The sequence below is a fragment of the Pseudomonas sp. P7779 genome (genome assembly GCF_013386315.1).
In the GTDB taxonomy this organism is placed as follows: Bacteria; Pseudomonadota; Gammaproteobacteria; order Pseudomonadales; family Pseudomonadaceae; genus Aquipseudomonas.
The window spans coordinates 1-26,688 of the sequence record NZ_JACARZ010000063.1 but is presented as its reverse complement, the minus strand read 5'-3'; the positions used below and the strand labels follow the sequence as shown (position 1 = coordinate 26,688).

Here is a 26,688-nt window from a genome sequence, read left to right as displayed (position 1 = left end):
TACCCGCCTGCACCACCTACACTGATTTGAATTCGGCGACTCTCGCGCCATTTTTTCAGCCGTATGGCCCGATGCCCGCGCACTCATTGCTCAACAAATAAAGCAGTTAACCAACTGATTAATCAGAGTAAATATGAAAGAGCAGCCTCGGCAGCTTGCATCGGCACCGCAACCAGTGGCGCACAGCCGCGCCCTTTTTCGACCACCCCACCTTCTGGCTCCGTTGAGCCTGCTGTGCATCGCCCTCGCCGGCTGCACCGTCGGGCCCGATTTCGCGCGTCCTGAGGTGCCGGCGAACGCCGATTATTCACGAGAAAAACTCACCTCCACCACCAAGGCCGATATCGACACCGGCGGTGCGGCGCAGCGGTTGATCGCCGGGATGGATATTCCCGGGCAATGGTGGACGCTGTTCCGCTCACCGGAACTGAACGCGCTGGTGGAGGAAGCCTTGCGCGCCAACCCGGATGTCACCGCCGCGCAGGCGGCATTGCGCCAGGCCAACGAGCTGGTCTATGCCGACCAGGCGTCGCTGTTTCCCTCGGTGAGCGGCAACGTGCAGAAGGCCCGCGAGAAAGTATCGGGCGTCACCTCGGGCCTGCCGGAGTCGCCGATTCTCACGGTGAGTTCGGCGTCGCTGAGCGTGTCCTATGCCCCGGATGTATTCGGCGGCACGCGCCGGCAAATTGAATCCACCTCGGCCCAGGCCGAGTACGAGCGCTTCCAGTTGGAGGCGACCTACCTCACCTTGACCTCCAATGTGGTGAACACCGCAGTCAGCCTGGCCTCTATACGCGACCAGATCGCCGCCACCGAAACCATCATTCGGCTACAGAGTGATCAGCTCGACGTCCTGCAGGCGCAGCGCCGGCTGGGTGCGATCGGCGACTCCGACGTGCTCACACAGCAGACCGCGCTGGCGCAAACCCGTGCCACCTTGCCGCCCCTGCAAAAGCAGTTCGCCCAGACCCGCAACCAGTTGATGGCCTACCTCGGCCGGTTTCCCAACCAGGACCGGGACGAGCGCTTCAACCTTGCCTCCCTGCACCTGCCCGAAGAACTGCCGCTCAGCCTGCCTTCGGCCATCGTTGGCCAGCGGCCCGATGTGCGTTCCGCGCAGGCGCAACTGCATCAGGCCAGTGCCAATATCGGCGTGGCCGTCGCCAATCAGTTGCCCCAGTTCAGCATTACCGGGTCGGTGGGCTCCACGGTGGCCAGCGGGACCAAACTGTTTTCGGCGGGCAGTGGGGTCTGGAGCCTTGCCGGGTCGATCACCCAACCGATCTTTGATGCCGGCGCACTCGAACATCGCAAACGCGCTGCCGTGGCCGCCTATGACGAGTCGGCAGCCCGCTACCGTGGCACGGTGATCGGCGCGTTCCAGGACGTGGCCAACGCACTGCGGGCGCTGGAGGCGGATGCCGATGCACTCAACCAGCAGGTGGTGGCCGAGCGCTCTGCGCAAGCCAACCTGGACCTGGTGCAGGCGCAGTTCAAACTCGGTGCCGTGGCGTACATCAACCTGCTCACGGCCCAGCAAACCTACCAGAACACCGTGCTGGCCCGGGTCAGGGCGCAGGCCTCCCGCTACAGCGACACCACCGCGCTCTTCCAGGCATTGGGTGGCGGATGGTGGAACCGTACCGATGTGGACCCTGCCACCAAGGGCCGGCCTGATCGGTTCGGCCTGCCTTCGTGGAACGAGATCATGCCGGCCAGGAACGAGGCAGCGCCTGCCGATTCGGCACGGTTCAACTGAACTGAACTCTTGAAACAGCGAGAACATCCATGGCTGACGTCATAACCGCCTCTCCCCTGCCCACCGAGCCCGGCGCACCGCGCAAGCGCCGACTGTGGCGGCCGATGATCATCATGATCGTGGTGGTGCTGGTGATTGTGGCGATCATTGCCGGGGTGAAGTTCGTGCAGATTTCGGCGCTGATCGCCCAGTCGAAAATGCCCCTGCCCGCCTCCGTGGTCACGGCCATGAAGGTGCCGTTCAGCGACTGGCAACCGAATGTCAGCGCCGTGGGCTCAATGAAAGCGGTCAGGGGGGTGGATGTGACCACTGAAGTGGGCGGCATCGTGCGCACCATCGGCTTCACGCCCGGGCAAGAAGTGGCGGCCCAGGCGCTGCTCGTCCAGCTGAATGCCGACTCGGACATCGCGCAACTGCATTCCCTTGAGGCCACGGCTGACCTGGCGGTGATCGTCCTCAAGCGTGACAAGGCGCAACTGGCGGTTAACGCCATCTCCCAGGCACAAGTGGACACTGACACCGCCGACCTCAAAGCCAAGCTCGCCGCCGCCGAACAACAGCGCGCGCTGGTGGCGAAAAAAACCATCCGCGCACCGTTTGCCGGGCGCATCGGTATAACCAGCGTCAACCCTGGCCAATACCTCAACCCCGGCGACAAGATCGCCACGCTGCAAACCTTCGATCCGATCTACATCGACTTCACGGTGCCCCAGACTCAAATGGAGGCCATTGCCATCGGCCAAGGGGTTTCGGTAACGGCCGACGGCCTGTCGAATCAAACCTTCACCGGCAAGATCAGCACGATCGACACCCAGTTCGACGCCACCACGCGCAATGTCACCGTGGAAGCCACCGTCGACAACCCCAAACAGAACCTGGTGCCCGGGATGTTTGCCCGCGCCGTGGTCAACTCCGGTGCGACGCAGCGCTACCTCACCGTTCCGCAGACATCGGTGACCTACAACCCTTACGGCACCACAGTATTCATTGCCACATCGAGCAAGAACGACAAGGGTGAGGAAGTCCTCACCGCGCAACAGACCTTTATCAAGACCGGACCGACCCGGGGCGATCAGGTGGCGATCCTGTCGGGCGTGAAGGAAGGTGACCTGCTGATCACCAGCGGCCAGATGAAGCTCAAGAATGGCTCGCCGGTGAAGGTCGATAACAGCGCCGCGCCGCTGAACGATCCTGCGCCGACTCCCCAAGAACACTAAAGGTGTCCCATGAAGCTTACCGATACCTTTATTCAGCGGCCGGTCTGGGCGATTGTTGTCTCGCTGTTCATCCTGATCCTGGGGCTGCGCTCGATCTTCGAATTGCCGGTGAACCAATGGCCACGCACCGAAAATACCGTGGTCACCATCACCACCGCCTACTACGGCGCGGACGCCTCCACCGTTGCCGGCTTTATCACCCAGCCGCTTGAATCGGCCATCGCCCAGGCCCAGGGCATCGACTACCTGTCTTCAACGAGCATCACCGGTGTCTCGACGATTACCGCCACGCTGCGGCTGAATTACGACGCGAGCAAGGCCCTCACCGAGATCAACACCCAGGTCAACTCGGTCAAGAACCAACTGCCGGCGCAGTCCCAGGAGCCGGTGCTGACGGTGGCGGTCGGGCAGACCACAGACGCCATGTACCTGGGTTTCTACAGCGACACCCTGCCCACCAACAACATCACCGATTACCTGGTGCGGGTGGTCAAGCCCAAGCTGGACTCGATCCAGGGCGTGCAAACCGCCGAAATCCTCGGCGGGCGCCAGTTCGCCCTGCGCGCCTGGATGGACCCGAACAAACTGGCGGCGCATAACGTGACCGCCCAGGACGTGTCCACCGCCCTGGCCAACAACAACTACCTGTCTGCCGTCGGTTCCACCCGTGGGCAAACGGTGACGGTCGACCTGACGGCCGGGACCGACTTGCACACGGTGGATGAATTCAAGCGGCTGGTGGTCAAGCAGAAAGGCGATGCCCTGGTGTACCTGGAGGACGTGGCCACCGTCACCCTCGGCGCCGAAAGCTACGACAGCAGCGTGGCGTTTTCCGGCAAGCGTTCGGTGTTCATCGGCATCAAGACGGCGCCGACTGCCAATATCCTGACGGTGGCCGACAGCGTGCGCGAGGCCTTCCCCGAGCTGCAATCCCAGTTGCCCACCGGGGTACGCGGCGAGATCGTGTATGACTCCACGGAGTTCATCAACACCTCGATCTATGAGGTGGTGAAGACCCTGGTCGAGGCGATGATCATTGTGTCGGTGGTGATCTACCTGTTCCTCGGCTCGTTCCGCGCGGTGATCGTGCCGCTGGTGGCGATCCCGCTGTCGCTGGTCGGGACCTTCTTCATCATGTACCTGCTGGGGTACTCGATAAACCTGCTGACCCTGCTCGCCCTGGTATTGGCGATCGGCCTGGTGGTGGACGACGCGATTATCGTGGTGGAAAACGTCGACCGGCATATCAAGGAAGAAGGCAAAGGCGTGCTGGAGGCTGCGCTGGTTGCCGCGCGGGAACTGGGTGGGCCGATCATCGCGATGACCGTGGTGCTGATCGCGGCCTACGTGCCCATCGGGCTGCGCAGCGGCCTTACCGGTGCGCTGTTCAAGGAGTTCTGCTTCTCACTGGCGGGTGCCGTGACTGTGTCGGCCGTGGTGGCGTTGACGCTTTCGCCGATGATGACCTCCCGGCTGTTCAAGTCCGGGCAGGAAGAAGGCCGGTTTGCCCGCAAGCTCGATCAGTACTTTGACTGGTTGCGGGGCCGTTACCACCGCGTACTCTCGGGCGGCCTGAACGTATGGCCGGTGCTGGTGACGTTTGGTTTTGTGCTGTTCCTGCTGGTGGCCGCCAGCGGCATGACCGCCAAAAGCGAACTGTCGCCCACCGAGGACCAGGGGCTGGTGTTCATGCAGATCAAGGGCCCGCCCACCGCCTCTCCGCAGCAGATGGAGCGCATCGCCGACCAGGCCTTCCAGATCGCCAACAAAGAGCCGGAATACGCGCAGATGTTCCAGCTGACCGGGTTGCCTATCCTCAACCAGGGCCTGGGCGGTGTGCTGCTGAAAAACTGGGGCGACCGCTCGCGCTCCCAGGCCCAACTGATATTGGAACTCCAGCAGAAATGGAACCAGGTGCCGGGCGCCACCATCGCCGCCTTCCCGCTGCCATCGCTGCCGGGCGCCCAGGGCTTGCCGGTGCAGTTCGTGATCACCACCACCGACTCGGTGGAAAACCTCAACGAAGTCGCCCAGGCCGTGGTGGCCGAGGCCCAAAAACAACAGCTGTTCTATTTCTCCGACATGGACCTGAAACTCGACAAGCCACAAGCCAAGCTGGTGGTGGACCGGGAAAAAATCGCCGCACTGGGCATGACCCAGGCCGACGTCGGTGCGGCGCTGTCCGCGGCACTGGGCGGCAACTACGTGAACTACTTCTCCACTGCCGGGCGCTCGTACAAAGTGATTCCCCAGGTGTTGCAGGTTGATCGCCTCAACCCGGACCAGATTCTCGATTACTACATTCGCACGCCATCCGGCAGCATGATCCAGGCGCGCACCGTGGCGCATATCGAAACCTCGACCCAGCCGGAATCCATCAACCACTTCCAGCAACTCAATTCGGCGACCCTGTCGGGCGTCAGCGGCGTGGCCCAGGGCGAGCTGCTGGCGAAACTGAACACCATTCTGACCAATATTGCGCCGTCGGGTTACACCTCGGACTTCTCCGGCGAATCTCGCCAGTTCATGCAGGAATCCGGCGGGTTCTTCGGCCTGCTGATGTTTTCGATCCTGATCGTGTACCTGGCCCTGGCGTTTCAGTTCGAGAGTTTCCGCGACCCGGTGGTGATCCTGTTCTCGGTGCCCCCTGCACTCTTCGGCGCGTTGGCGTTTATCACCATGGGGTTTGCCTCGATCAACGTGTACACCCAGGTGGGCCTGGTGACGTTGCTGGGGTTGATCACCAAGCACGGGATCCTGATCGTGCAGTTTGCCAACGAGTTGCAGCGCGCCGGTCACAGCAAGCGTGAGGCCATAGAAGAAGCGGCCGGCGTGCGTCTGCGGCCGATCCTGATGACCACTGCGGCCATGGTGCTGGGCGTGGTGCCGCTGGTGTGGGCCTCCGGTGCCGGGGCTGCGGGACGGCATGACATGGGCCTGGTGATCTTTGCCGGGTTGTCGATCGGTACCGTGCTGACGCTGTTCATGGTGCCGGCGATGTATATGTTCATTGGCTCCACGCACCATCAGGAGGCGGAACAGCCGGTCCCCGTGTAGGAGCGAGCTGGCTCGCTCCTGCAGTGGATCAGTGGGTCAGATCACTACCCGCAGCGCCAAGCCTTCATACGCATCCAGGGTGATGGTGAAATCACCCTCGGGCGTCAAATCACCCTCCACCCGCTCATTGATGATGTCCACCACCGGCCCGGGCGCAATATCGGGCAGGTGCAGGGTTTCAGTAATCGGCGTCGAGCCGAAGTTCAGCGCCGTGATCTGGGTACCTTTGCCCGCCGGCAGCTCGTGCACCATGATCAACAGCCCCGGGTGCTGCACATCCGGCACCAGGATCTGGCGGCTGGCGGCGATGTCGTAGGCTCGGCGCACCGCGAGGATTCTTTGCAGTTGCGAGGCAAACGAATCCGGGTCGGCCAGTTGGCTGATCAGGCTGCCATACAAGGTTTTCGGGCGAGGCATCTGCCCGGCGGATTGCTCCGCATCCGGATTCAGGTCCACCAGGTCATAGGCGCCGCGATGGATCCAGCGTGTGTCGCCATCCAGCATCAAGTGGGCCACCTCCTCCGCCGGTAACGGCAATGCGCCCACCAAGTCCCAGCCGGACAGTGCAAACACCCCCGGTTGCATCGCGTTGTACATCACCAGCAGCAGGTGAATCTGGCGGATCTGCTGGATATCCGCCGGGGTAATCGCCTCAAGGTCGCGAATGCCCAGCGCCGCTGTAATGATGCTGGCGGTGGTGCAGGACACGCCGTTGGTCACGAACTTCAGGTTATACGGCGCGTGTTCGCCAGCCAGGCGTTCGTACATCTGCTCACGGATATGCTCGCGCAGGATGCCGCCGGGAAAGGTCTGCCCCTGATAGAGGTAGGTGTCATGGGCGTGCAACGTCCAGAAGTGCACCAGTTCCAGGGTCAGCTCGTCATGGTTCTGCAAGGCGTGGATCAGCGAGCCGGGGTCGATGCCCAGGGTGTGCATCTCCCGCAGCATCAGGCGCAGGAATTCGGTGTCGCCCATCAATAGCGCGTGCTGGTAAGCCGGGCGCGTGATGAAGTCGTAGGACAGGTCTGCGCCGCCGTGGGACATGGCGGCGATGTCGTCCACCGTCAGGTTCAATTCCTGGAAGCTGAACCCGCCCGCCTTGCGAATCGCGCCGCCCAGGATCTGGTTGCCGGTGATGGACAGCGGATGGCTTTCAGACCAGGCGTTACCTTCCAGTTTTCGTTCCACACCGAGGAAACCGTTGGCATCCAGGCGCAGGATTTTCGCCCCCATCACGTCGATGGCGTGCAAGGCGTCGCCAATGATCATCTGCTGCGCGGCGAAGGTCGGATCCAGCCAGTTCAGCGACGGCTGCCCTTCCTTGAAGTAATGCAGGTACACCCAGCGGCGGGGCTTGCCGTCCACGCCGATGACCACATCAGTCGCGCTCCAGTCGGTTTCCTTGACCCCGGGTTCGAAGAAGATCACCCGTTGCAACTGGCCGACGATGTAGTGCTTGTCCCTGAGCACGTCGACCTGCTGCGGGCTGAGGTTCTGCGCATCGCGGCCCTCGCTGATATCGGGCAGCAGCGGCCAGTCTTCTTCGCGGATCTCCACCATGTGATAGAGCCCGGGATAGTCTTCGTAGGCCATCTCGGCCAGGCGGAAGTCCGCGCCCTTGCCGGTGTGGGACGGAATCACATCGTCAATGATCACCGCGTTGTGCGCGGCGGCCATGCGGGCCAGCGCCTGAAGCTGGGCTTCGGTGCCCAGTTGCGGGTCGATGTCGAAGCTGATGCGGTCAAAATTGCCGTCAATGGTGGGAGTGTGCTGGGTGCCGGATAGACCGCCCGAGCGTTTCAGCGGGCCGTTATGGATGCCCTGTATGCCGATTTTCGACAGCGCGTGCCACAAGGTTTCATCGCCCAGGGCCTCCAGTACGCTGCCGTTCTCGCGGGTGACGATGGACGCCGGATAGGCCGTGAACCACACCGATGCCAGGGCCGAAGCATCACGGGGCCGGGTATGCGCATACGGCTGTTGCCACAACCGGCCTTGCCCCGAATAAAGCCTGGCGCGCTGCTTGGCGGCATGCAGCATCGATTGTTCCACCAGCCAGGCCAAATGTTTCTTATCGGCGTCCGTCATAAATCAATCACCTGCACCCATGAAGTAGTCGGTTGCGGTGGCTGCATATGAACCACCGTTCGTTACTGTATGAGGCCCCGGGAGGCGATTCGTTGCATCCGGGATGGCGACCCTTCCCCGGCCTAGACCCAGCCGCCGTCCACAATGAAGTTCTGTGCGGTACACATCGCCGATACATCAGAGGCCAGGAACAGCGCCATATTGGCGATATGTTCCGGCTCCACACTGCCCGGCAGGCACTGGCTGCGGGCGATCAACTCCCGGGCCGCGTCATCCACCCACATCGCCAGTTGTTTCTCGGTCATCACCCAGCCCGGCACCAGCGTATTGACCCTGATACGGCTGGGCCCAAGCTCCCGCGCCAGGGCCCGGGTCATGCCGTGGGCGGCGGCTTTGCTGGCGGCATATACCGGGTAGCCGCTGGAAGCCATCATCCAGCCGATGGAACCCAGGTTGATGATCGACCCGCCGCCTGCGGCCTTCATCATCGGCACCACGGCCCGGGCCGCGAAAAAACCGTGCTTCAGGTTGACCGAAATCAGTTGGTCGAACCGCTCCGAGTCGATTTCATCCAGGGTGTGCCGAACGTCATTGGCGGCATTATTCACCAGCACGTCGATCGGCCCGAGGCTCTGCGCCAGGCACGCTATCGCGGCCTTGTACGCGATCTCGTCGGTGATATCGCAATGGGCGAATTCGACGGCATGGCCCTCGGCCGACAATATCGCCGCCAATCGGTCGCCCTGCCCTTGCGCCCGGTCCACGAAGGCTACCTTGGCCCCCTGGCGTGCGAAGGCACGCACCATGGCCTCGCCTATCCCGGAAGCACCGCCGGAGATCAGCACGGTTTTATCCCGCAGGTCCGGGTACATCGCCTGCGCGCCGGGCTGTTTTTCAGTGTTCATGGGGCAGTCACTCCGCTGTATTTAGTCTTATTTTATATTGCATGTTTTGCGATATTGGCTATAAATCAGCCCTGCAGCCGAATAAATAGTAGAACTATTTAATTAACAACAATAAAGGTAGCTCAGTCATGCGGCAATCCCGATTCCTGCTTACCGGCCTTGGCCTCTCCCTGGCGGTGGCCAGCCTGGGCGCTCAGGCGGCTGGCTTGTCCAGCGAACACAAACCCTTCGGCAAAACCAATGACGGCACCGCCGTCGAGCAGTATGTATTGCGTAACAGTCATGGCGTACAAGCCACGGTCATCACCTATGGCGCGGTCTTGCAGTCGCTGAAAGTACCCGACAAACACGGCCAGTTCGCCGACGTGGTGCTGGGCTTCGATGACGTCCAGGGCTACCAGGCCGGTACTGCGTTCTTCGGCGCGACCATCGGCCGTTTTGGCAACCGCCTGGACAAGGGCAGCTTTGAACTGGACGGCAAACGCTATCAAGTGCCCCTCAACGACGGGCCGAACTCGCTGCACGGCGGCCCGCAAGGTTTCGACAAGCATGTGTGGAAAGCCGAGCCGGTCAAGCAGGACGACTCGGTGGGCGTGACCCTGAGCTACCTGTCCAAGGACGGCGAGATGGGTTTTCCCGGCAACCTGAAAGTCGATGTCACCTATAGCCTCAACGACAAGAACGAACTGCACATCGACTACAAGGCCACCACCGACAAACCCACGGTGCTCAACCTCACCAACCACAGTTACTTCAACCTCGCCGGCGCCGGCAGCGGTGATGTGCTCAAGCAGGTCGCCACCCTGCATGCCAGCCATTACACCCCGGTCAACAGCACCCTGATTCCCACCGGCGAACTGGCCCCGGTCGCCGGTACGCCGATGGACTTTCTCAAGCCCACTGCCATCGGCCAGCACATCAAGGACGATCATCCCCAGCTGAAATTCGCCGAACCTAAACAAGGTGGCTTTGACTTCAACTGGGTGCTGGATGCCAAGGGTGATATCGGCAAACTGGCCGCCGACGTTCGTGACCCGCAGTCCGGTCGCCGCTTGCAGCTGTATACCAGCGAGCCTGGCGTGCAGTTCTATACCGGCAACTTCCTCGACGGGACGATCAAGGGCAAGGGTGGCACGCCTTACGCCCACTGGAGTGCGTTCACCCTGGAAACCCAGCATTTTCCCGACGGCCCCAACCAGCCGAGCTTCCCCTCTACCCGTCTCGATCCTGGCCAGACCTACACGCAGAATACCGTGCTGAAATTCTCTGCTGACTAAACCTGTGGGAGCTGTCGAGCTTTGGCGAGGCTGCGATGACGTCGGCACTATCAATATCCAAGGTGCCTGACCCACCGCTATCGCAGCCTCGCTGAAGCTCGACAGCTCCCACAGTACCGGCGTTAGCAGGGCTGCCGGGAAACGTCAGCGGCCATCAGTTCCACAAACCGATCTTTTCCAGCTCCTGCTTGAAGTTCTCGCGGGTGATCAGCGTCACCTCATCCATGGCCGTGTACTTCGGCGGCTCCTTACCCGTAGTGACCCACTCGAACATCATGCTCGCGGTGTTGTAGCCCTCGATGTGCGGGCTGGGCAGCATCGAGCCGAAGAAGCCGCTGTTGGCTTTCTTCAATTCGCCAATGGCATCGGTGCCGTTGATGCCGATGCCGATGACATTCGCCGCCGCAAACCCGGCGCTTTCGGTGGCGCGCACGCCGCCAAGCACGGTGTTGTCATTCATGCCGCCGATGATCAGGTTTTTCGCGCCGCCGGGCAGCTTGACCAGCGCCGAGTTGGTGGCGTCCATGCTGCCGGGGACGTCGAGGGTCTTGAGGGCTGCGTACAGGATGTGATCATCCGGAATGCCTGCGGCCTTCAGGGATTTGACCGAGCCATCAGTGCGCTTTTTGCCGGTATCGAGTTCGTTGTAGGTGTTGATCACCGCATAGGTGTCCTTCCAGTCCCAGCCACGTTTTTTCGCTTCAGTGGCCATGGCACTGCCCTGCTTCTCGCCCACTTCAAACGCGGCCATGCCCAGGTAAGGCACGTCTTCCATGAAGTTGCCCTTGGCATCCACAAAACGGTCATCCACGGCGATCACTTTCAAGCCGTTGGCTTTGGCCTTGGCCATGATCGCCGGGCCGAGGGACACGTCCGGCGGGCAAATCACAAAACCCTTGGCACCGTTGGCCGCCAGGCTGTCGATGGCCGAGAGGGTTTTCTCGCCGTCGGGCACGGCGATCTTGATCACCTCGAAGCCCTTGTCCTTGCCGGCCTTTTCGGCGAAGGCCCATTCGGTCTGGAACCAGGGCTCTTCCGCCTGCTTGACCAGAAAGCCGATCTTCACCGGCTCGGCCGCCAGCAACAGGCTGCTCAGGCCGACGGCGGACACCGCCACAGCGGCGCAGCACAGGGAACGGATACCACGACGACGATTCATAGGGTGACTCCTTGTTGTTGTTTTTGAGTGCGTTAAACAGCCTGTTGGTTATCCTGCAAAGCGGTGGCAGGTTTTCCCCGGCACATCGACCTCAATGGCCAGCACCGCACCGTCCAGCGGGTGATCCAGCGGGCTGGCGGCACTGGTGATGTACAAGGTCTTGAGGTCGGGGCCTGCGAACACGCAACTGGTGGGACGGCTGACCGGCAATTCGATGACCCGGTCAACTTCACCGTCCGGCGTCAGCCGCAGCAGGCAGCTGCCGTCCCAGCGGGCGTTCCAGATATAGCCTTCGGCGTCCATGGCCGAGCCGTCCGGGCCACCCCGGGAGTGAGGCCCGAACCAGACCTGCGCGGGTGCGAGCTGGCCCTGTTCATTAATCGGATATTGATAGAGCGTGCCGTCCAGGCTGTCGCCGAAATGCACGTGGGTGGCGGCGTCGTTCCACAGCAAGGTGTTGGGAATGCCCAAGCCTTGCAGCAACGGTGTGACCTGCCCGTCGGTATCGACCCGGAACAGGCCGCCGGAACGTCGCAGCACCGGCAAGTCTTCACCGTGCTCGCCGATGTTGTTCTGCATGGTGCCCAGCCACAGCCGGCCCTGGGCGTCGCAGCGGGCTTCGTTGGCACGGTTGCCCGCTTGCGGATCGGCGACGCAAAGCAAGGTCAGGCGTGGATCGCTCGGCGTCGAATCGAGGTCGAGGCGATACACGCCGCTGCTCAGGGTCACCAGTGCATCGCCGCTGGCGCACGGAATAAACGCCGAGACCGGCTCAGGCAATTGCCAGGTGTGCAATTGCCCGCCCTGCAGGCGCAAGGCCTGCTGGCCGATGATGTCCACCCAATACAAGGCCTGGCCCGGTACATCCCAGAACGGCCCTTCGCCCAGCCGAGCCCGGTGCGGTGTGACTGCGGTCCACGACATGAAACCTCCTGCTTTCTTGTTGTTTTCAGGTGGTACCGGTTACAGCGCGTCGCGCGACGGCTGCCCATCTACCAGACGCTGAATGCGCAACGGGTTGGCATTCTTCAGCGCGTCGGGGAGCAGGCTATCAGGGTAATTCTGAAAGCACACAGGTCGCAGGAAACGCTCGATCGCCAGGGTGCCCACGGAAGTGCCACGGGCATCCGAAGTCGCCGGATACGGCCCGCCATGGACCATCGCGTCACACACCTCGACGCCCGTGGGGTAGCCGTTGAGCAGGATGCGGCCAACCTTTTGCTCCAGCAGCGGCGTCAACTCGCCGAACTGGGTGAAATCCGCCGGCTCGCCGATGATCGTCGCGGTCAATTGGCCGTGCAGGCCGTGCAACGCCGCAGCGAGTTGGGCCTGGTCGGCGACTTCCACGAACACCGTGGTGGGGCCGAACACTTCCTCCTGCAGCACTTCATCGCCGTTGATCAGCAGGCTGGCGTCCGCTTTGAACAGCTGTGGCTGCGCCTGATTGCCGGTTTGCGTCTGGCCCGCCAGGTGCTCGATGCGAGGATGGGCCAGCAGCGTGTGCAGGCCTTTGCCGTAGCTGTTCAAGGTGCCGGCATTGAGCATGGTTTGCGCGGGCTGGCCGCCGATCAGTTGGGCGACCTGTTGGGTGAAGCCTGTGAACGCTGGCGAGGCAATCCCGATCACCAGGCCCGGGTTCGTGCAGAACTGGCCGCACCCCTGCACCACCGAGGCGACCAGGTCGCGGGCGATGGTGTCTGCCCGGGTTTGCAGGGCCTGGGGCAAGACGATCACCGGGTTGATGCTGGACATCTCGGCGAACACCGGGATCGGTTGCGGGCGTGCCGCCGCCATATCGCACAACGCCCGGCCGCCCTTAAGCGAGCCGGTGAAACCCACGGCCTGGATCGCTGGGTGCTTGACCAGCGCTTCCCCCACACCGCCGCCGAAGATCATGTTGAACACGCCGCCGGGCATACCTGTGCGCTCGGCCGCCCGCATGATCGCATCGGCGACCCGCTCGGCGGTGGCCATGTGGCCGCTGTGGGCCTTGAACACCACCGGGCAACCGGCCGCCAGCGCGGCGGCGGTGTCGCCACCGGCAGTGGAAAAGGCCAGTGGGAAATTGCTCGCCCCAAACACCGCGACCGGCCCCAGGCCGATGCGGTATTGGCGCAGATCCGGGCGCGGCAAGGGCTGACGATCCGGCAGCGCCTGGTCGATCCGCGCGCCGTAGAAATCACCGCGCCGCAGTACCTTGGCGAACAACCGCATCTGGCCGCTGGTACGACCGCGCTCACCCTGGATACGCCCGGCGGGCAACGCCGTTTCGCGGCAGACCAGGGCGACAAAGTCATCGCCCAGGGCGTCCAGTTCATCGGCTATCGCCTCCAGGAACGACGCACGATGCTGCGCGCTCAGGCTGCGATAAGCCGGGTAAGCCTGAGCGGCGGCGTTCGCCGCGGCGTCGACCTCCTGCGCGGTGGCCTGGTAGAAATCAAAGGGCAATGCCTCGCCACTGGTGGCGTCGATGCTCTGCAGGGTGATGCTGCCGGCAGCGCTGCGCTGGCCGCCGATGTAGTTGTGGCCACAAATCCGGGTCATGCCTGTCTCCTTCAAAGGGTGCCTATGCCGCCAGGTGCCACGCCGCTGTTGGCCACGGCAATGCCGTTGATCAATGGCGCGCCGAATTCGGCCTGGCTGATTTCAAACACATCGCCTGGCTGGGTACGAATGCCGTCGGCAAACGACAAGGTGGCGGTGCCGAAGAAATGGATATGCACGTCACCTGGGCGCAGGAACTGGGTGTATTTGAAATGGTGGTATTCAAGGTTTTCGAGGCTGTGGCACATGTTGGCTTCGCCACTGAGGAATTCGTGCTGCCACAACACCTCGCCATTGCGCACGATACGGCTGGTGCCCGCCAGGTGCCGGGGCAGTTCACCCAGGCGCAACTCGGGACCATAGCTGCAACTGCGCAGTTTGGAGTGGGCCAGGTACAGGTAATTCTTGCGCTCCATCACGTGGTCGGAAAACTCGTTGCCCACCGCGTAGCCCAGGCGATACGGCTTGCCGTCGTGACCAATCACATACAGCCCGGCGATTTCCGGCTCTTCGCCGGCGTCTTCGGCAAACGCCGGCCACGGGAATGGCTGGCCCGGACGCACCACGATGCTGCCGTCGCCCTTGTAGAACCATTCCGGCTGCACACCGGCCTGGCCAGCAGCCGGTTTGCCGCCCTCCACGCCCCATTTGAAGATGCGCATGCTGTCGGTCATCGCGCTTTCGTCACTGGCGTTCTGGTGCATCTTGTCCCGCGCCGACGCACTGCCCAGGTGGGTCAGGCCGGTACCGCTGACCAGCGTGTGGGCCGGGTCCGGGTGATCCAGCGGTGGCAAGATCTTCTGCGCGGCCAGCAGTCTGGCGTAGTCGTGGCTCTCGGCCAGGCCGAGGTGGTCTATGTGCTGTTGCAGGGTGACGCCAGCCTCGATGGCGGCGAGTGCCAGGTCGCGTACCGTGCGGGCGGCCCGCACCTCGCGTACCTGATCGCCGTCGACCACGCCCACTCGGCGTTCGCCGTTGTTCAATTCAAACTGCACTAACCCCATGAGTGTTCTCCTGATTGCCAATTAAGTACGCGTGGCGCCACGGGCGCTGGCGGCGAACTGATCGGGCGGCAGCACGTGCCTGCGCTCCAGCAACCGATAGACCACCCCGGTCAACACCACCCCGAACAGCATCACGCACGCCAGGAAGTACAAGCCCGACGCAAGGTTGCCGGTGTACTCCTTGAGGGCGCCGATCACGAACGGCCCGATGTAGCCGCCGAGGTTGCCCACCGAGTTGATCAAGGCGATGCCCGCCGCTGCACTCGCGCCGGCAAAGAAACGTCCCGGCAAGGTCCAGAACACCGCCGTGCAAGAGAACAGCGCAAACGCCACCAGGCACAGCGCTGCCAGTTGCCACAGCGGCACTGTCAGCCAGGCGCTGAGGAACAGGCCGATGGCGCCCAACACGTAGAGCACGGCGAGATGACCGTAGCGATCATTCAGGCGATCGGAACTGCGCGGGACGATCAGCAAACCGATGATCCCGAAGATGTAGGGCACTGCCGACACAAACCCGGTGGTCAGGTCGCTGCCGCCAAACTGCTTGATCAAGGTCGGCAGCCAGAGGCCCAGGCCATAGATGCTCAAAGTCACCGGCAGGTAGAACAGCGCCAGCAGCAGCACGCGCTTGTCCTTCAGCGCATGCAGCGGGTTGCCGTGCCGGGTCTGGCCGTAGGCTTGCAGGTCTTTGGCCAGCTCGCCGGTGAGCCAGGCCTTCTCCGCCTGGTCCATCCATTTCACCTGTTGCGGCCCATCCGGCAGGTAGCGCAGCACCGGCCAGGTCAGCAGGATCGCCGGGGTGCCGATGACGATGAACAACCACTGCCAGCCGTGCAGGCCGAGTATCCCGTCCATGCCGAGCAAGCCGCCCGCCACGGGGCCGGTGATCATCATGGCGATGGGTTGGGACAGGATGAACAGCCCGAGGATCTTGCCGCGGTGCCTCACCGGGAACCATTGGGTGATGTAGTAGAGGACACCCGGGAAGAACCCGGCTTCGGCGGCGCCCAGCAGAAAGCGCATCACATAGAAACTGTGGGGGCCCTGGACGAATGCCATGCCGATGGTAATCGCGCCCCAGGTCACCATGATTCGTGCGAACCAGCGCCGCGCGCCGAAACGGTCGAGCATCAGGTTGCTGGGGATTTCCAGCAGGAAGTAGCCAATAAAGAACAGCCCTGCTCCCAGCCCATACGCCGCATCTCCGATGCCGACATCCGCGCCCATGTGCAATTTGGCGAAGCCCACGGCCGAGCGATCCACGTAGGCAATCAGGTACAGCAAGATCAGGAAGGGAATCAGTTTCAGCGTGATGCGACGTATCAGCCGCTGTTCCTGGCTCATGTGAGCGGTCTCCGATTGTTATTTTTATAGAGCGTTTCGGGTCGCCTCTCGCGGAAAACCGCCAGGGCCAGGCCTCGTTGAATCGGACTATATAGTAATACTATTTAATCAACAACACTTCCAAACACCCGAATTTACGCCTATGTTAAGCCGAGAATGGATCAATATAGTCTTACAATAAGAGAGTCAGCCATGTCCGAGAAAAAGCCCGTCCTGCGCTCCGCCAGCTGGTTTGGTACCGCCGATAAAAACGGCTTCATGTACCGCAGCTGGATGAAAAACCAGGGGATTGCCGATCATCAGTTCCACGGCAAACCGATCATCGGGATCTGCAATACCTGGTCGGAGCTGACGCCCTGCAACGCGCACTTCCGCCAGATTGCCGAGCATGTGAAACGCGGCGTGATCGAGGCCGGTGGCTTTCCAGTGGAATTTCCGGTGTTCTCCAACGGCGAATCGAACCTGCGCCCCACCGCGATGCTCACCCGTAACCTGGCCAGCATGGACGTGGAGGAAGCCATTCGCGGCAACCCCATCGACGGCGTGGTGCTGCTGACCGGCTGTGACAAGACCACCCCGGCGCTGCTGATGGGCGCCGCCAGTTGCGACGTGCCGGCGATCGTCGTCACCGGCGGGCCGATGCTCAACGGCAAGCACAAGGGTCAGGACATCGGCTCGGGCACCGTGGTGTGGCAGCTCAGCGAACAGGTCAAGGCGGGCACCATTACTCTTGACGATTTCCTCGCGGCCGAAGGCGGCATGTCCCGCTCGGCGGGCACCTGCAACACCATGGGCACCGCCTCGACCATGGCCTGCATGGCCGAAGCACTCGGCACTTCCCTGCCTCACAACGCGGCGATTCCCGCGGTGGATGCGCGGCGTTATGTACTGGCGCACATGTCCGGCATGCGTGCGGTGGAGATGGTGCGCGAAGACCTGAAGCTGTCGAAGATCCTGACCAAGGAGGCTTTCGAAAACGCGATTCGCGTCAACGCAGCCATCGGCGGCTCGACCAACGCGGTGATTCACCTGAAAGCCATCGCCGGACGCATCGGCGTCGAGCTCGACCTGGACGACTGGACCCGCATGGGCCGTGGCATGCCGACCATCGTCGACCTGCAGCCGTCCGGGCGCTTCCTGATGGAGGAGTTCTACTACGCTGGCGGCCTGCCGGCTGTGCTGCGCCGCCTCGGTGAGGCCAACCTGATACCGCACCCGAATGCCTTGACCGTCAACGGCAAGTCCCTCGGCGAAAACACCCGGGAAGCGCCGATCTACGGCCAGGACGAAGTGATCCGCACCCTCGACAACCCGATCCGCGCCGACGGCGGCATTTGTGTGCTGCGGGGCAACCTCGCACCACTGGGTGCAGTCCTCAAGCCCTCGGCTGCCAGTGCCGAACTGATGCAGCATCGCGGGCGTGCCGTGGTGTTCGAGAACTTCGACATGTACAAGGCACGGATCAACGACCCGGAACTGGACGTGGATGCCAACTCGATCCTGGTGATGAAAAACTGCGGGCCCAAGGGTTATCCGGGCATGGCGGAAGTCGGCAACATGGGCTTGCCGGCCAAACTGCTGGCCCAGGGCGTGACCGACATGGTGCGGATTTCCGATGCGCGCATGAGCGGCACGGCCTACGGCACCGTGGTGTTGCACGTGGCCCCGGAAGCGGCGGCCGGCGGCCCGTTGGCGACGGTCAAGGAAGGCGACTGGATCGAACTCGATTGCGCCAATGGCCGCCTGCACCTGGACATCCCGGACGCCGAACTGGCGGCCCGCATGGCCGACCTTGCGCCGCCCGAGCAACTGATTGTCGGGGGTTACCGGCAGCTGTACATCGACCACGTATTACAGGCAGACCAGGGCTGCGACTTCGACTTCCTGGTGGGCTGCCGTGGCGCCGAAGTGCCGCGTCATTCCCACTAATTGGGACGGGAGCAATGCTATGATGCCGCGTATTTCGCCAGAGTAGCCTCCCTGTTATGGATCAGCAGCCGACCAAGCCGCGCAAGAGCATGCACGCCCAAATCGTTCAGGACTTGGGCATGCACATCGTTTCCGGGCGCTTCAAGCCGGAAGAACGGTTGCCCATGGAGGCCACCTTGTGCGAGGAGTACAAGGTCAGCCGCTCGGTATTGCGTGAGGCGACCCGGGTGCTGAGCGCCAAGGGCCTGGTGATTTCCAAGCCCAAGGTTGGCGCCGTGGTGCGCCCACGGGTGCAGTGGCACTTGCTGGACCCGGACGTGCTGACCTGGCTGATGCAGTCGACACCCCACAGCGAGTTTTTCAACACCCTGGCCGGTGTGCGCCGGATCCTCGAGCCGGAAATCGCCGCGATGGCCGCGACCACCGCCACCGACGCCGACATCGCCACCATCGAAAAAGCCTACCTCGGCATGGAAACCGCCAATACCCACGAAACGTTGCTGCAGGCCGACCTGGACTTCCACCGGGCGATTGCCGATGCGACCCGCAACGACTTGCTGGCCTACATGTGCAATATGCTGTCGCTGCCACTTCGCGAGTCCATCAACATCACCAACCGTCGCCCCGACATCCAGGGCCTCAGCCTGCCCCGGCACAAAGCGATCCTCACCGCGATCAAGAACCGTGACGCCCTCGGCGCGCGGCATGCCTCCCTGGTGCAACTGGACGATACCCGGGTGGCGCTGGACACCGTGATGAATGTGCTGACGCCGCTGTAGGCCAGGCAACCCACCGTCAAGATCGAGGCCGCCCTTGGATTACTTCGCTGCGTTAACCGCCTTTGTCGAAGCCGCCGAGGGCAATAACTTCTCCCGTGCCGCCGACCGGCTTGGCATCAAGGCTTCCACGGTTTCACGCTACGTGAAGGACCTTGAACAGGACCTCGGCATCGCCTTGTTCAACCGCTCTACCCGTACGCTGCACCTGACCGAGGGTGGCCAGACATTCCTGACGCACGCACGCCGGGTACTGGATGAACTCGAACAAGCCAAGGCCGCCACCTCCGCGCTGAACGAACAACCACGGGGCGTGCTCAAGCTCAACCTGCCGCCCGCCTTTGCCCGCCACCATATCCTTCCCACCTTGAATGCCTTCCTGGCCCGCTACCCGCAGATCAAGCTGGAACTGGTGCTGGACGACAGCCACGTCAACCTGATTCATGCCGGCGCGGACCTGGCGATCCGCATTGGCACCCTGGCGGATTCCACGTTGAAGGCACGCAAGATCTGCGATGAGCGCTACCGGCTGGTGGCCAGCCCGGCGTTTTGCCGGGAGTATCCGGCGCCGGTCAACCCTGCCGACCTGGCTGCCATGCCGGCGATTCTGGGGGCGGCTGACAGCGCATTTGCCAACGGGCGTGAGGTGTCACCGCTGGTGCATAAAGACAGCATCCGGATCAACGACCTGGACGCACAATTGATCGCCGCACAACAGGGCCTGGGATTTGCCTTGCTGCCCGACTGGCTGGTAGCCAAACCCATTGAAACCGGCGAGTTGCTGGTGTGGTTGCCTGAGTGGGATATCCGCATCGCAGGCCGTGAATCGGCGGTGTGGTTCGTTTATCCACCCAAGCGCATCGTGTCTTCCAAAGTGCGGTGCTTCATCGACTTTATCGTCGAGCAACTGGGCGAAACACCGCACTGGAAACGTCTCAGCTGAAGCGGATATCCAGCGACCGCAGATAGGTTTGCAGCCCCGCATCCTGGATCGGAATCAGGAAGGCTTCCGTGTCGGACTCATTGAAGTGGGCATGCCAGTAACCTGGCGGCGTCACGAACGCCAGGCCCGGCGACCAGTCGACCCGCACCGGGTTGCGGATCTGCCCATCGGCGTCCAGTTCGGTGCCCACCAGCGAATAGCAGCCCTTGGGGCAATCAATGATGAAATCCAGCGCAATCGACTGGTGTCGGTGGGGCTTCTGAATCGACCCCGGCGGCAGGATGCCGTACATCGCCCACAGCACATGGGTCACGGTGCGAGTCTGCGGGAAGTTGCGATTGCCCAGCAGGATGCTGATACGGCTACGGTCCTGGGCGCGGGGATCATCGGCCGCTTCCCGCAGTTTTGCGTTGGCCAGCTCCGCGGGATACAGCGTCGGCACGAAGCGATCGGCACTGCGGATCACGCCCAGGTAACGCAACAGCGGCTCATCGTGGACGTAATACAGGCGCGCATCCTCTGATGCGCTGAACCGCGCTTGCTGCAGACCTGGCAGCGCAATGAAGCAGCCTTTGGTCCAGTCGATGCGGTGCGCGCCCTGAACCACACTGCCCTGCCCGGCGATGACATAAAACACCTGTGAGGTGGCGTTGGGGTGCAGTTCCAGCGTATCGCCGGCGTTCAGGCGAATGAAGTTCGCACACAGCCCCGGACCGGTGGCCGGACCTTCGCAACCCAAGGCATCGCTGAGGTCCAGCGGCACTACCCGAGAGGGCCCACTGTCGTACAGCGAGGCCGGGAAGCTGTGATAGGGAATGCGCGTGATCAGGTTGGCGCTGATGGGATTGGCGGCCTTGCTGTATTCAAAGTATTCGGCATCGAGCAGTTGCTGCGGTTGGGTATCGGCCACGTCAGGCTTGAATTCGCTATTCATTATGATCACCTCAATCTACGACTGGATTTCGCATGCCCCGTGGGGCGCTGCGGCGGTGAAAGAACTATAGGCATTCAGCGGCGGTGGATTAATCCCTCATCTTGCATAGCAGTTGTGCGAAATGGGGCAGGCACAAGCCTCTCTTGGTGTACTGATAGTTTGATTCAACCAACTATCAAAGTGCCACTTTATAAATAAGTTAAATATATATACATCAGCGCCCATAAAAAATCCGCCGCAGAGACTGCGGCGGCAAACCAAAGGATGTTGTCGAAGCAGAGCGGCTAAGACAGGGTTAAAACTACAGCAGCGTGCGCATGTGCACAGTGAATTTTAATTAATCGAGTTTAATCGGCAGTGCACCTGCGCACGCAACTATTGGCAATTAAACTATCCACGAAACAACAGACTAGTTAAACAAACACGGTTGATCGTGGACTTTCGTTTTACCTTGCTGCTTCGCCGAAAAGGCCCGGGTTTGCCCCGGGCCTTTTTTTCGGGGACCATATCGGCCTTCTTTCTGACGTCACCCAAGGGAATCCCATGGCCAACCACGACCTCGCCTTCACCCCCGATCTCGACCCGGACTCCATCTCTTCCGACGTCATCGGCTTCAACGGCATCCTCGTCTCCACGCAAATCCCTACCCGCGCCGACGGCAGCCTGGAGCTTGGCGACATCACCCTGCAAAGCGAATGCACCCTGCAAGCCCTCAAGGTTGCGCTCGAACGTGCCGGCAGTTCGATTGACCGGGTCATGCACCTGACCATCTACCTGACCGACATGGCCGACCGCGCCGCTTTCAATGAAGTCTACAAGCGCTACTTCGCTAAGCCTTGGCCGGTGCGTGCGGCGGTTGGTGTTGCCGCCCTGGCCGTCGAAGGCATGCGGGTTGAAGTCACTGCGATGGCCGCCAAGGGCTGAGCCAAACGCTCTATATCAACCAACGATGATCAGATGTGGGAGCTGTCGAGCCCCAGCGAGGCTGCGATGGGATCGCCGCGGTGTCACTGATACACAGCGGTGTCTGCATCGCGGGCAAGCCCGGCTCCCACCGTTGAGTGCATTCCAATTTGGGAGCACACCTGGGGCTTGATAGATGTCGATAGCGCATTTCGCAGCTACAATGCCCGCCTCCGTGACAAGCCTGACTAAAAAAACTATGTCCTTGCCCAAGCATCACCTGGAATTGCTCAGCCCTGCGCGCGATGTTGCCATCGCCCGCGAGGCCATCCTGCATGGCGCCGACGCCGTGTACATCGGCGGCCCGAGTTTCGGCGCGCGCCATAACGCCTGCAACGACGTGAGCGATATCGCGCAGTTGGTGGAGTTCGCCCGGCGCTACCACGCGCGGGTGTTCACCACCATCAACACGATCCTGCACGACAACGAGCTTGAGCCGGCGCGCAAGCTGATCCACGAGCTCTACGATGCCGGCGTCGACGCGCTGATCGTCCAGGACCTGGGGGTGATGGAGCTGGATATCCCGCCCATCGAACTGCATGCCAGCACCCAGACCGACATCCGCACCCTGGGCCGGGCCAAGTTCCTCGACCAGGCCGGTTTTTCGCAGCTGGTGTTGGCCCGTGAGCTGAACCTGCAGGAAATCCGTGCGATTGCCGATGAAACCGATGCCGCCATCGAGTTCTTCATCCACGGTGCCTTGTGCGTGGCCTTCTCCGGCCAGTGCAACATCTCCCACGCCCAGAATGGCCGCAGCGCCAACCGTGGCGATTGCTCCCAGGCCTGCCGCCTGCCCTACACCCTCAAGGATGACCAAGGCCGTGTGGTTGCCTTTGAAAAGCACCTGTTGTCGATGAAAGACAACAACCAGAGCGCCAACCTGCGCGCCCTGGTGGATGCCGGCGTGCGTTCGTTCAAGATCGAAGGCCGCTACAAGGACATGGGCTATGTGAAGAACATCACCGCCTATTACCGCCAGCGCCTGGACGAGATTCTTGAAGACCGCCCGGACCTGGCTCGCGCCTCCAGCGGCCGCACCGCGCATTTCTTCCTGCCGGACCCGGAAAAGACCTTCCACCGTGGCAGCACCGACTACTTCGTCACCGACCGCAAGGTCGACATCGGCGCCTTCGACACCCCAACCTTTACCGGCCTGCCGGTGGGTGTGGTGGAAAAAGCCGGCAAGCGTGACTTGCAAGTGATCACCCATGAGCCGCTGTCCAACGGCGACGGCCTCAATGTGCTGATCAAGCGTGAAGTGGTGGGTTTCCGCGCCAACATTGCCGAGCCAAAAGGTGAGTTCGAAGAAGACGGCGAGAAGCGCTATCGCTACCGCGTCGAACCCAACGAGATGCCGGCAGGCTTGCACCAACTGCGCCCGAACCATCCGTTGAACCGCAACCTGGACCATAACTGGCAACAGGCGCTGCTCAAGACTTCCGCCGAACGCCGGATCGGCGTGTCATGGGCGGCTCGCCTGCAGGAAGATCGCCTGGAACTGACCGTCACCAGCGAAGAAGGCATCAGCGCCAGCGTTGCCCTGCCCGGCCCGTTTGGCGTGGCCAACAAGCCGGAACAGGCCCTGGAAACCCTGCGCGACCTGCTGGGCCAACTGGGCACCACGCAGTACCACGCCACTGCGATCGAGCTGGATGCGCCGCAGGCGTTCTTCATCCCGAACTCGCAGCTCAAGGCCCTGCGCCGTGAAGTGATCGAGGCGCTGACCGAGGCGCGTATCCAGTCCCATCCACGGGGCGGCCGCAAGGCGGAAACCACGCCGCCGCCGGTGTATCCGGAATCGCACCTGTCGTTCCTGGCCAACGTCTACAACCAGAAGGCTCGCGACTTCTATCACCGCCATGGTGTGCAACTGATCGACGCGGCGTACGAAGCCCACGAAGAAACTGGCGAAGTGCCGGTGATGATCACCAAGCACTGCCTGCGGTTCTCGTTCAACCTGTGCCCCAAACAGGCCAAGGGGGTGACCGGGGTGAAGACCAAGGTCGCGCCGATGCAGTTGATCCACGGCGACGAAGTGCTGACGCTGAAGTTCGACTGCAAGCCTTGCGAGATGCACGTGATCGGCAAGATCAAGGGCCACATCCTCGGCCTGCCGCAACCGGGCAGCGTGGTGGGTTATATCAGCCCGGATGACCTGCTCAAGACCATCCCGCGCGGCGCACATTGAGTCGCCGGTGAGCGTCATGCTACGGCGTGACGCTCATCACTGTTTTCGAACGCCACCACCAACCCCGCTGCAATCCCGCCGCCGCCAGCAAAATCGCCGCCACGCCCAGCCATTGCAACCAGCCCAGGCGATGCCCAAAGGCAATCCAGTCGACAAAGATTGCCGCAATCGGGTAGATAAACGACAGCGCCCCGGTGATTGCCGTCGGCAACTTCTGGATCGCGCCATACAGCAGCACGTACATCAAGCCGGTATGCACCACGCCTAAGGTCAGCAATGCCGCCCAAGCATCCATCGATGCAGACAGGCTGTGCCACTGCATCAGCGGTGCCAGCAGCAAGGCGCCTGTGGTCACCTGGATCAACGCCATCAAATGCGGCGGCACCTCCTTCAAGCGCTTGATGATCAGGGCGGCAATCGCGTACAAAAGCGCCGCGCCCAGCGCCAATGCCACGCCCACCAGATAGTCGTCCCCGGTATTTGACTGATCGCCATGGGCAGTGACAATCGCCAGCATTCCCACGAACGCCACGCTCAGCCAGGCGAGCTTCTGCACGGTGATTTTCTCGCCCAGGAACACTGCCGCCAGCATCACCAACATAAACGGCTGCACGTTATACACCGCTGTACTGATGGAAATGGATGCCCTGGCGTAGGACTCGAACAGCAGCAACCAATTGCCCACGATCGCCACGCCGCTGAGCATCGCCAGCCCGAGTTTGCGGTAGTCCAGCAAGTCCAGGCGCAGATAGCCGAGCAGCCAGCACACCACCAGCAACGTCAGCGCGCCGATCACGCAACGCCAGAACACCACTTCGACCACCGGCACCCCCGATACCAGCACGAACCAGCCGATGGTGCCGGATATGAGCATGGCGGCGACCATTTCCCATGAACCGCGACGTATGGATTTGTCCATGATTGAGCTCCTCAAGTGAGGCTCAATTATGGCAATCTGGCCTGTAGCGACTCCAGATTCTAAATAAGGCAAACCTTGCATTTCGCCTATTCTTATTAGGCAAACCTGAGCAATCGCTTTCGGAGCGACCATGATTGACAGCATTGACCAACAACTGATCGCCGCGCTGATGGACGATTCGCGCCTGTCCCTCAAGGCCTTGGCGGGTATCACCGGCCTGTCCTCCCCCAGCGTCGGCGAGCGGCTGCGACGGCTGGAAGATCGTGGCGTGTTGAAGAACTACACCGTGGACATTGACCCCAAGCATTTTGGCTATCTGCTGCAAGCCATCGTGCGCATTCGCCCTTTGCCCGGGAAACTGCAGGAGGTGGAGCGCCAGATCCAGGCGATCCCCGAGTTCACCGAATGCGACAAAGTGACCGGCGATGACTGCTTCATCGCACGCCTGCATGTGCGCACCATGGACCAACTCGACACACTGCTGGATAAGCTCAACGCTTACGCCGAAACCAACACCGCCATCGTCAAGAAAACCCCGGTAAAACGCCGATTGCCACCACTGAGTGATTCATGATTCTGAGTCACTGATGCAGTGACGGGATCGCTATTCTGTCAATCCAGGGCGGTGTTTATGCTTGATCCACACATTGGAACAACAGGCGTAAACACCATGTATGTCATCACCGGAATCACAGGCAAAGTTGGCGGCGCCCTCGCGCGCTTTCTCCTCAACGATCGTCAACCCGTGCGCGCAGTCATTCGCGATGCCGGCAAAGGCGCCGTATGGGCCGCCCTTGGTTGCGAGGTCGCCATCGCCAATATGGACGACGCTGCGGCCCTCACTGAAGCATTCAAGGGTGCCACCGGCGTGTTCATCCTGCCGCCTTCGGATTTCGACCCGGAGCCGGGTTTTCCCGAGGCGCGCAAGGTGATTGCCGCCGTCGCTCAGGCCATTGAAGCTGCGGCCCCGCAGAAAGTTGTTTGCCTGTCGACCATCGGCGCCCAGGCCGAGCACCTGAATCTGCTGACCCAACGCACCTTGATGGAACAGGCGCTGAGCGCGTTGAACGTGCCGGTGACCTTTTTGCGTCCGGGCTGGTTCATGGAAAACGCCGCCTACGACGTAGCCACCGCCCGCGAACACGGAGTGATCCACAGCTTCCTGCAACCGCTGGATAAGACCGTACCGATGATCGCCACCGCCGACGTCGGCCGCCTCGCTGCGCAATTGTTGCAGCAACACTGGAGCGGGCGTCGGGTAGTTGAGCTGGAAGGCCAATGGGTCAGCCCGAACGACATCGCTCGCACGTTGACCGAAGTGCTTGGTCGTGGTGTGACAGCACAGGTGGTGCCTCGCGATGCGTGGGAGCCGATGTTTCGTGAGCATGGCGCGCAGAATCCAATGCCGCGCATGCGCATGATTGATGGGTTTAACGAAGGTTGGATCTGCTTTGAGCAGGCGGACGTGGTTAAGGGTGAGACCACATTGCTCAAGGTGCTGCGGGAGTTGGCTGCAAAAACCTGATGCCATGGCCTGCAAGCCAGCTCAGTGATTGGGTACATATCCGTTATTTGGGTAACGGCGGCGTATGGTTTCGCTCTTACAGCGAGTCACTTTGCAAAAGCGGCAAAGTCCACCAAACGGCATTGCTCCGCGGGCCGCCGCTCCGCAATACCTGCGT

The 26,688-nt window shown here is 61.9% G+C and carries 20 protein-coding genes; 11 read left to right on the top strand and 9 right to left on the bottom strand.

Annotation, left to right across the window (positions count from 1 at the left end):
- Window positions 1–133: 133 nt before the first annotated feature.
- The 3 genes from HX869_RS18585 (at window position 134) to HX869_RS18575 (ending at window position 6,033) form a co-directional block, all read left to right on the top strand.
- Entirely contained in the window at window positions 134–1,759 is a 1,626-nt protein-coding gene (locus tag HX869_RS18585) for an efflux transporter outer membrane subunit (RefSeq protein WP_256736776.1), read from the top strand.
- A 104-nt stretch (window positions 1,760–1,863) separates the two neighbouring features.
- Window positions 1,864–2,976: an efflux RND transporter periplasmic adaptor subunit gene (locus HX869_RS18580; RefSeq protein WP_008433355.1), complete on the top strand. Its 1,113-nt coding sequence runs from the start codon at window positions 1,864–1,866 to the stop codon at window positions 2,974–2,976.
- A 9-nt stretch (window positions 2,977–2,985) separates the two neighbouring features.
- On the top strand, window positions 2,986–6,033 hold the full coding sequence (locus HX869_RS18575) for an efflux RND transporter permease subunit (protein WP_008433352.1): 3,048 nt from the start codon (window positions 2,986–2,988) through the stop codon (window positions 6,031–6,033).
- A gap of 36 nt (window positions 6,034–6,069) precedes the next feature.
- On the opposite strand, the gene treS is transcribed toward HX869_RS18575, so the two are convergent.
- Window positions 6,070–8,121 carry a maltose alpha-D-glucosyltransferase gene (gene treS, locus HX869_RS18570; protein ID WP_178903467.1) on the bottom strand — a complete coding sequence of 684 codons (2,052 nt, stop codon included), beginning with the start codon at window positions 8,119–8,121 and terminating at the stop codon, window positions 6,070–6,072.
- 122 nt (window positions 8,122–8,243) lie between these two features.
- Window positions 8,244–9,026, bottom strand: coding sequence for an SDR family NAD(P)-dependent oxidoreductase (locus HX869_RS18565; RefSeq protein ID WP_003217767.1), 783 nt, complete (start codon window positions 9,024–9,026; stop codon window positions 8,244–8,246).
- Window positions 9,027–9,154: 128 nt separating this feature from the next.
- Here HX869_RS18565 and HX869_RS18560 point away from each other — a divergent pair, with 128 nt between their 5' ends.
- Window positions 9,155–10,303: an aldose epimerase family protein gene (locus HX869_RS18560; protein WP_102604320.1), complete on the top strand. Its 1,149-nt coding sequence runs from the start codon at window positions 9,155–9,157 to the stop codon at window positions 10,301–10,303.
- 154 nt (window positions 10,304–10,457) lie between these two features.
- Here the strand turns inward: HX869_RS18560 and HX869_RS18555 are convergent, their stop codons facing one another.
- The 5 genes from HX869_RS18555 to HX869_RS18535 are packed head-to-tail and all read right to left on the bottom strand — an operon-like array spanning window position 10,458 to window position 16,354.
- Complete coding sequence (locus tag HX869_RS18555; RefSeq protein ID WP_003217769.1) at window positions 10,458–11,462, bottom strand: substrate-binding domain-containing protein; 1,005 nt, start codon at window positions 11,460–11,462, stop codon at window positions 10,458–10,460.
- 48 nt (window positions 11,463–11,510) lie between these two features.
- Window positions 11,511–12,386: an SMP-30/gluconolactonase/LRE family protein gene (locus HX869_RS18550; RefSeq protein WP_102369086.1), complete on the bottom strand. Its 876-nt coding sequence runs from the start codon at window positions 12,384–12,386 to the stop codon at window positions 11,511–11,513.
- 39 nt (window positions 12,387–12,425) lie between these two features.
- A complete protein-coding gene (locus HX869_RS18545; RefSeq protein WP_008433344.1) occupies window positions 12,426–14,006 on the bottom strand; it encodes an aldehyde dehydrogenase (NADP(+)) in 1,581 nt (526 codons plus the stop codon).
- Between the two features lie 11 nt (window positions 14,007–14,017).
- Entirely contained in the window at window positions 14,018–15,010 is a 993-nt protein-coding gene (gene araD1 / locus HX869_RS18540) for an AraD1 family protein (protein ID WP_134326635.1), read from the bottom strand.
- A 21-nt stretch (window positions 15,011–15,031) separates the two neighbouring features.
- Entirely contained in the window at window positions 15,032–16,354 is a 1,323-nt protein-coding gene (locus HX869_RS18535; RefSeq protein ID WP_087693837.1) for an MFS transporter, read from the bottom strand.
- A 192-nt stretch (window positions 16,355–16,546) separates the two neighbouring features.
- Here HX869_RS18535 and HX869_RS18530 point away from each other — a divergent pair, with 192 nt between their 5' ends.
- The 3 genes from HX869_RS18530 to HX869_RS18520 are packed head-to-tail and all read left to right on the top strand — an operon-like array spanning window position 16,547 to window position 20,002.
- Window positions 16,547–18,283, top strand: coding sequence for an IlvD/Edd family dehydratase (locus tag HX869_RS18530; RefSeq protein WP_008433338.1), 1,737 nt, complete (start codon window positions 16,547–16,549; stop codon window positions 18,281–18,283).
- A gap of 56 nt (window positions 18,284–18,339) precedes the next feature.
- Window positions 18,340–19,062, top strand: a complete 723-nt coding sequence (locus HX869_RS18525) for a FadR/GntR family transcriptional regulator (RefSeq protein WP_003217775.1) — start codon at window positions 18,340–18,342, stop codon at window positions 19,060–19,062.
- A gap of 34 nt (window positions 19,063–19,096) precedes the next feature.
- Window positions 19,097–20,002 (top strand): LysR family transcriptional regulator, encoded by a 906-nt coding sequence (locus tag HX869_RS18520; RefSeq protein ID WP_102604314.1) that lies wholly within the window; start codon window positions 19,097–19,099, stop codon window positions 20,000–20,002.
- Here HX869_RS18520 and HX869_RS18515 read toward each other — a convergent pair.
- Window positions 19,995–20,936 (bottom strand): cupin, encoded by a 942-nt coding sequence (locus tag HX869_RS18515; RefSeq protein ID WP_178903466.1) that lies wholly within the window; start codon window positions 20,934–20,936, stop codon window positions 19,995–19,997. The two genes, HX869_RS18520 and HX869_RS18515, sit on opposite strands and share 8 nt — an antisense overlap.
- Before the next feature lie 543 nt (window positions 20,937–21,479).
- Here HX869_RS18515 and HX869_RS18510 point away from each other — a divergent pair.
- Together HX869_RS18510 and HX869_RS18505 are read left to right on the top strand one after the other, a co-directional pair.
- Window positions 21,480–21,860: a RidA family protein gene (locus HX869_RS18510; protein ID WP_003217799.1), complete on the top strand. Its 381-nt coding sequence runs from the start codon at window positions 21,480–21,482 to the stop codon at window positions 21,858–21,860.
- Between the two features lie 238 nt (window positions 21,861–22,098).
- On the top strand, window positions 22,099–24,087 hold the full coding sequence (locus HX869_RS18505; RefSeq protein ID WP_178903465.1) for a U32 family peptidase: 1,989 nt from the start codon (window positions 22,099–22,101) through the stop codon (window positions 24,085–24,087).
- A 19-nt stretch (window positions 24,088–24,106) separates the two neighbouring features.
- On the opposite strand, the gene HX869_RS18500 is transcribed toward HX869_RS18505, so the two are convergent.
- Window positions 24,107–25,006, bottom strand: coding sequence for a DMT family transporter (locus tag HX869_RS18500; protein WP_003217803.1), 900 nt, complete (start codon window positions 25,004–25,006; stop codon window positions 24,107–24,109).
- A gap of 130 nt (window positions 25,007–25,136) precedes the next feature.
- On the opposite strand from HX869_RS18500, the gene HX869_RS18495 reads away from it, so the two are divergent.
- On the top strand, window positions 25,137–25,580 hold the full coding sequence (locus tag HX869_RS18495) for an Lrp/AsnC family transcriptional regulator (protein ID WP_178903464.1): 444 nt from the start codon (window positions 25,137–25,139) through the stop codon (window positions 25,578–25,580).
- A gap of 96 nt (window positions 25,581–25,676) precedes the next feature.
- Complete coding sequence (locus HX869_RS18490; RefSeq protein WP_178903463.1) at window positions 25,677–26,531, top strand: NmrA family NAD(P)-binding protein; 855 nt, start codon at window positions 25,677–25,679, stop codon at window positions 26,529–26,531.
- The last annotated feature ends 157 nt before the right edge of the window (window positions 26,532–26,688 follow it).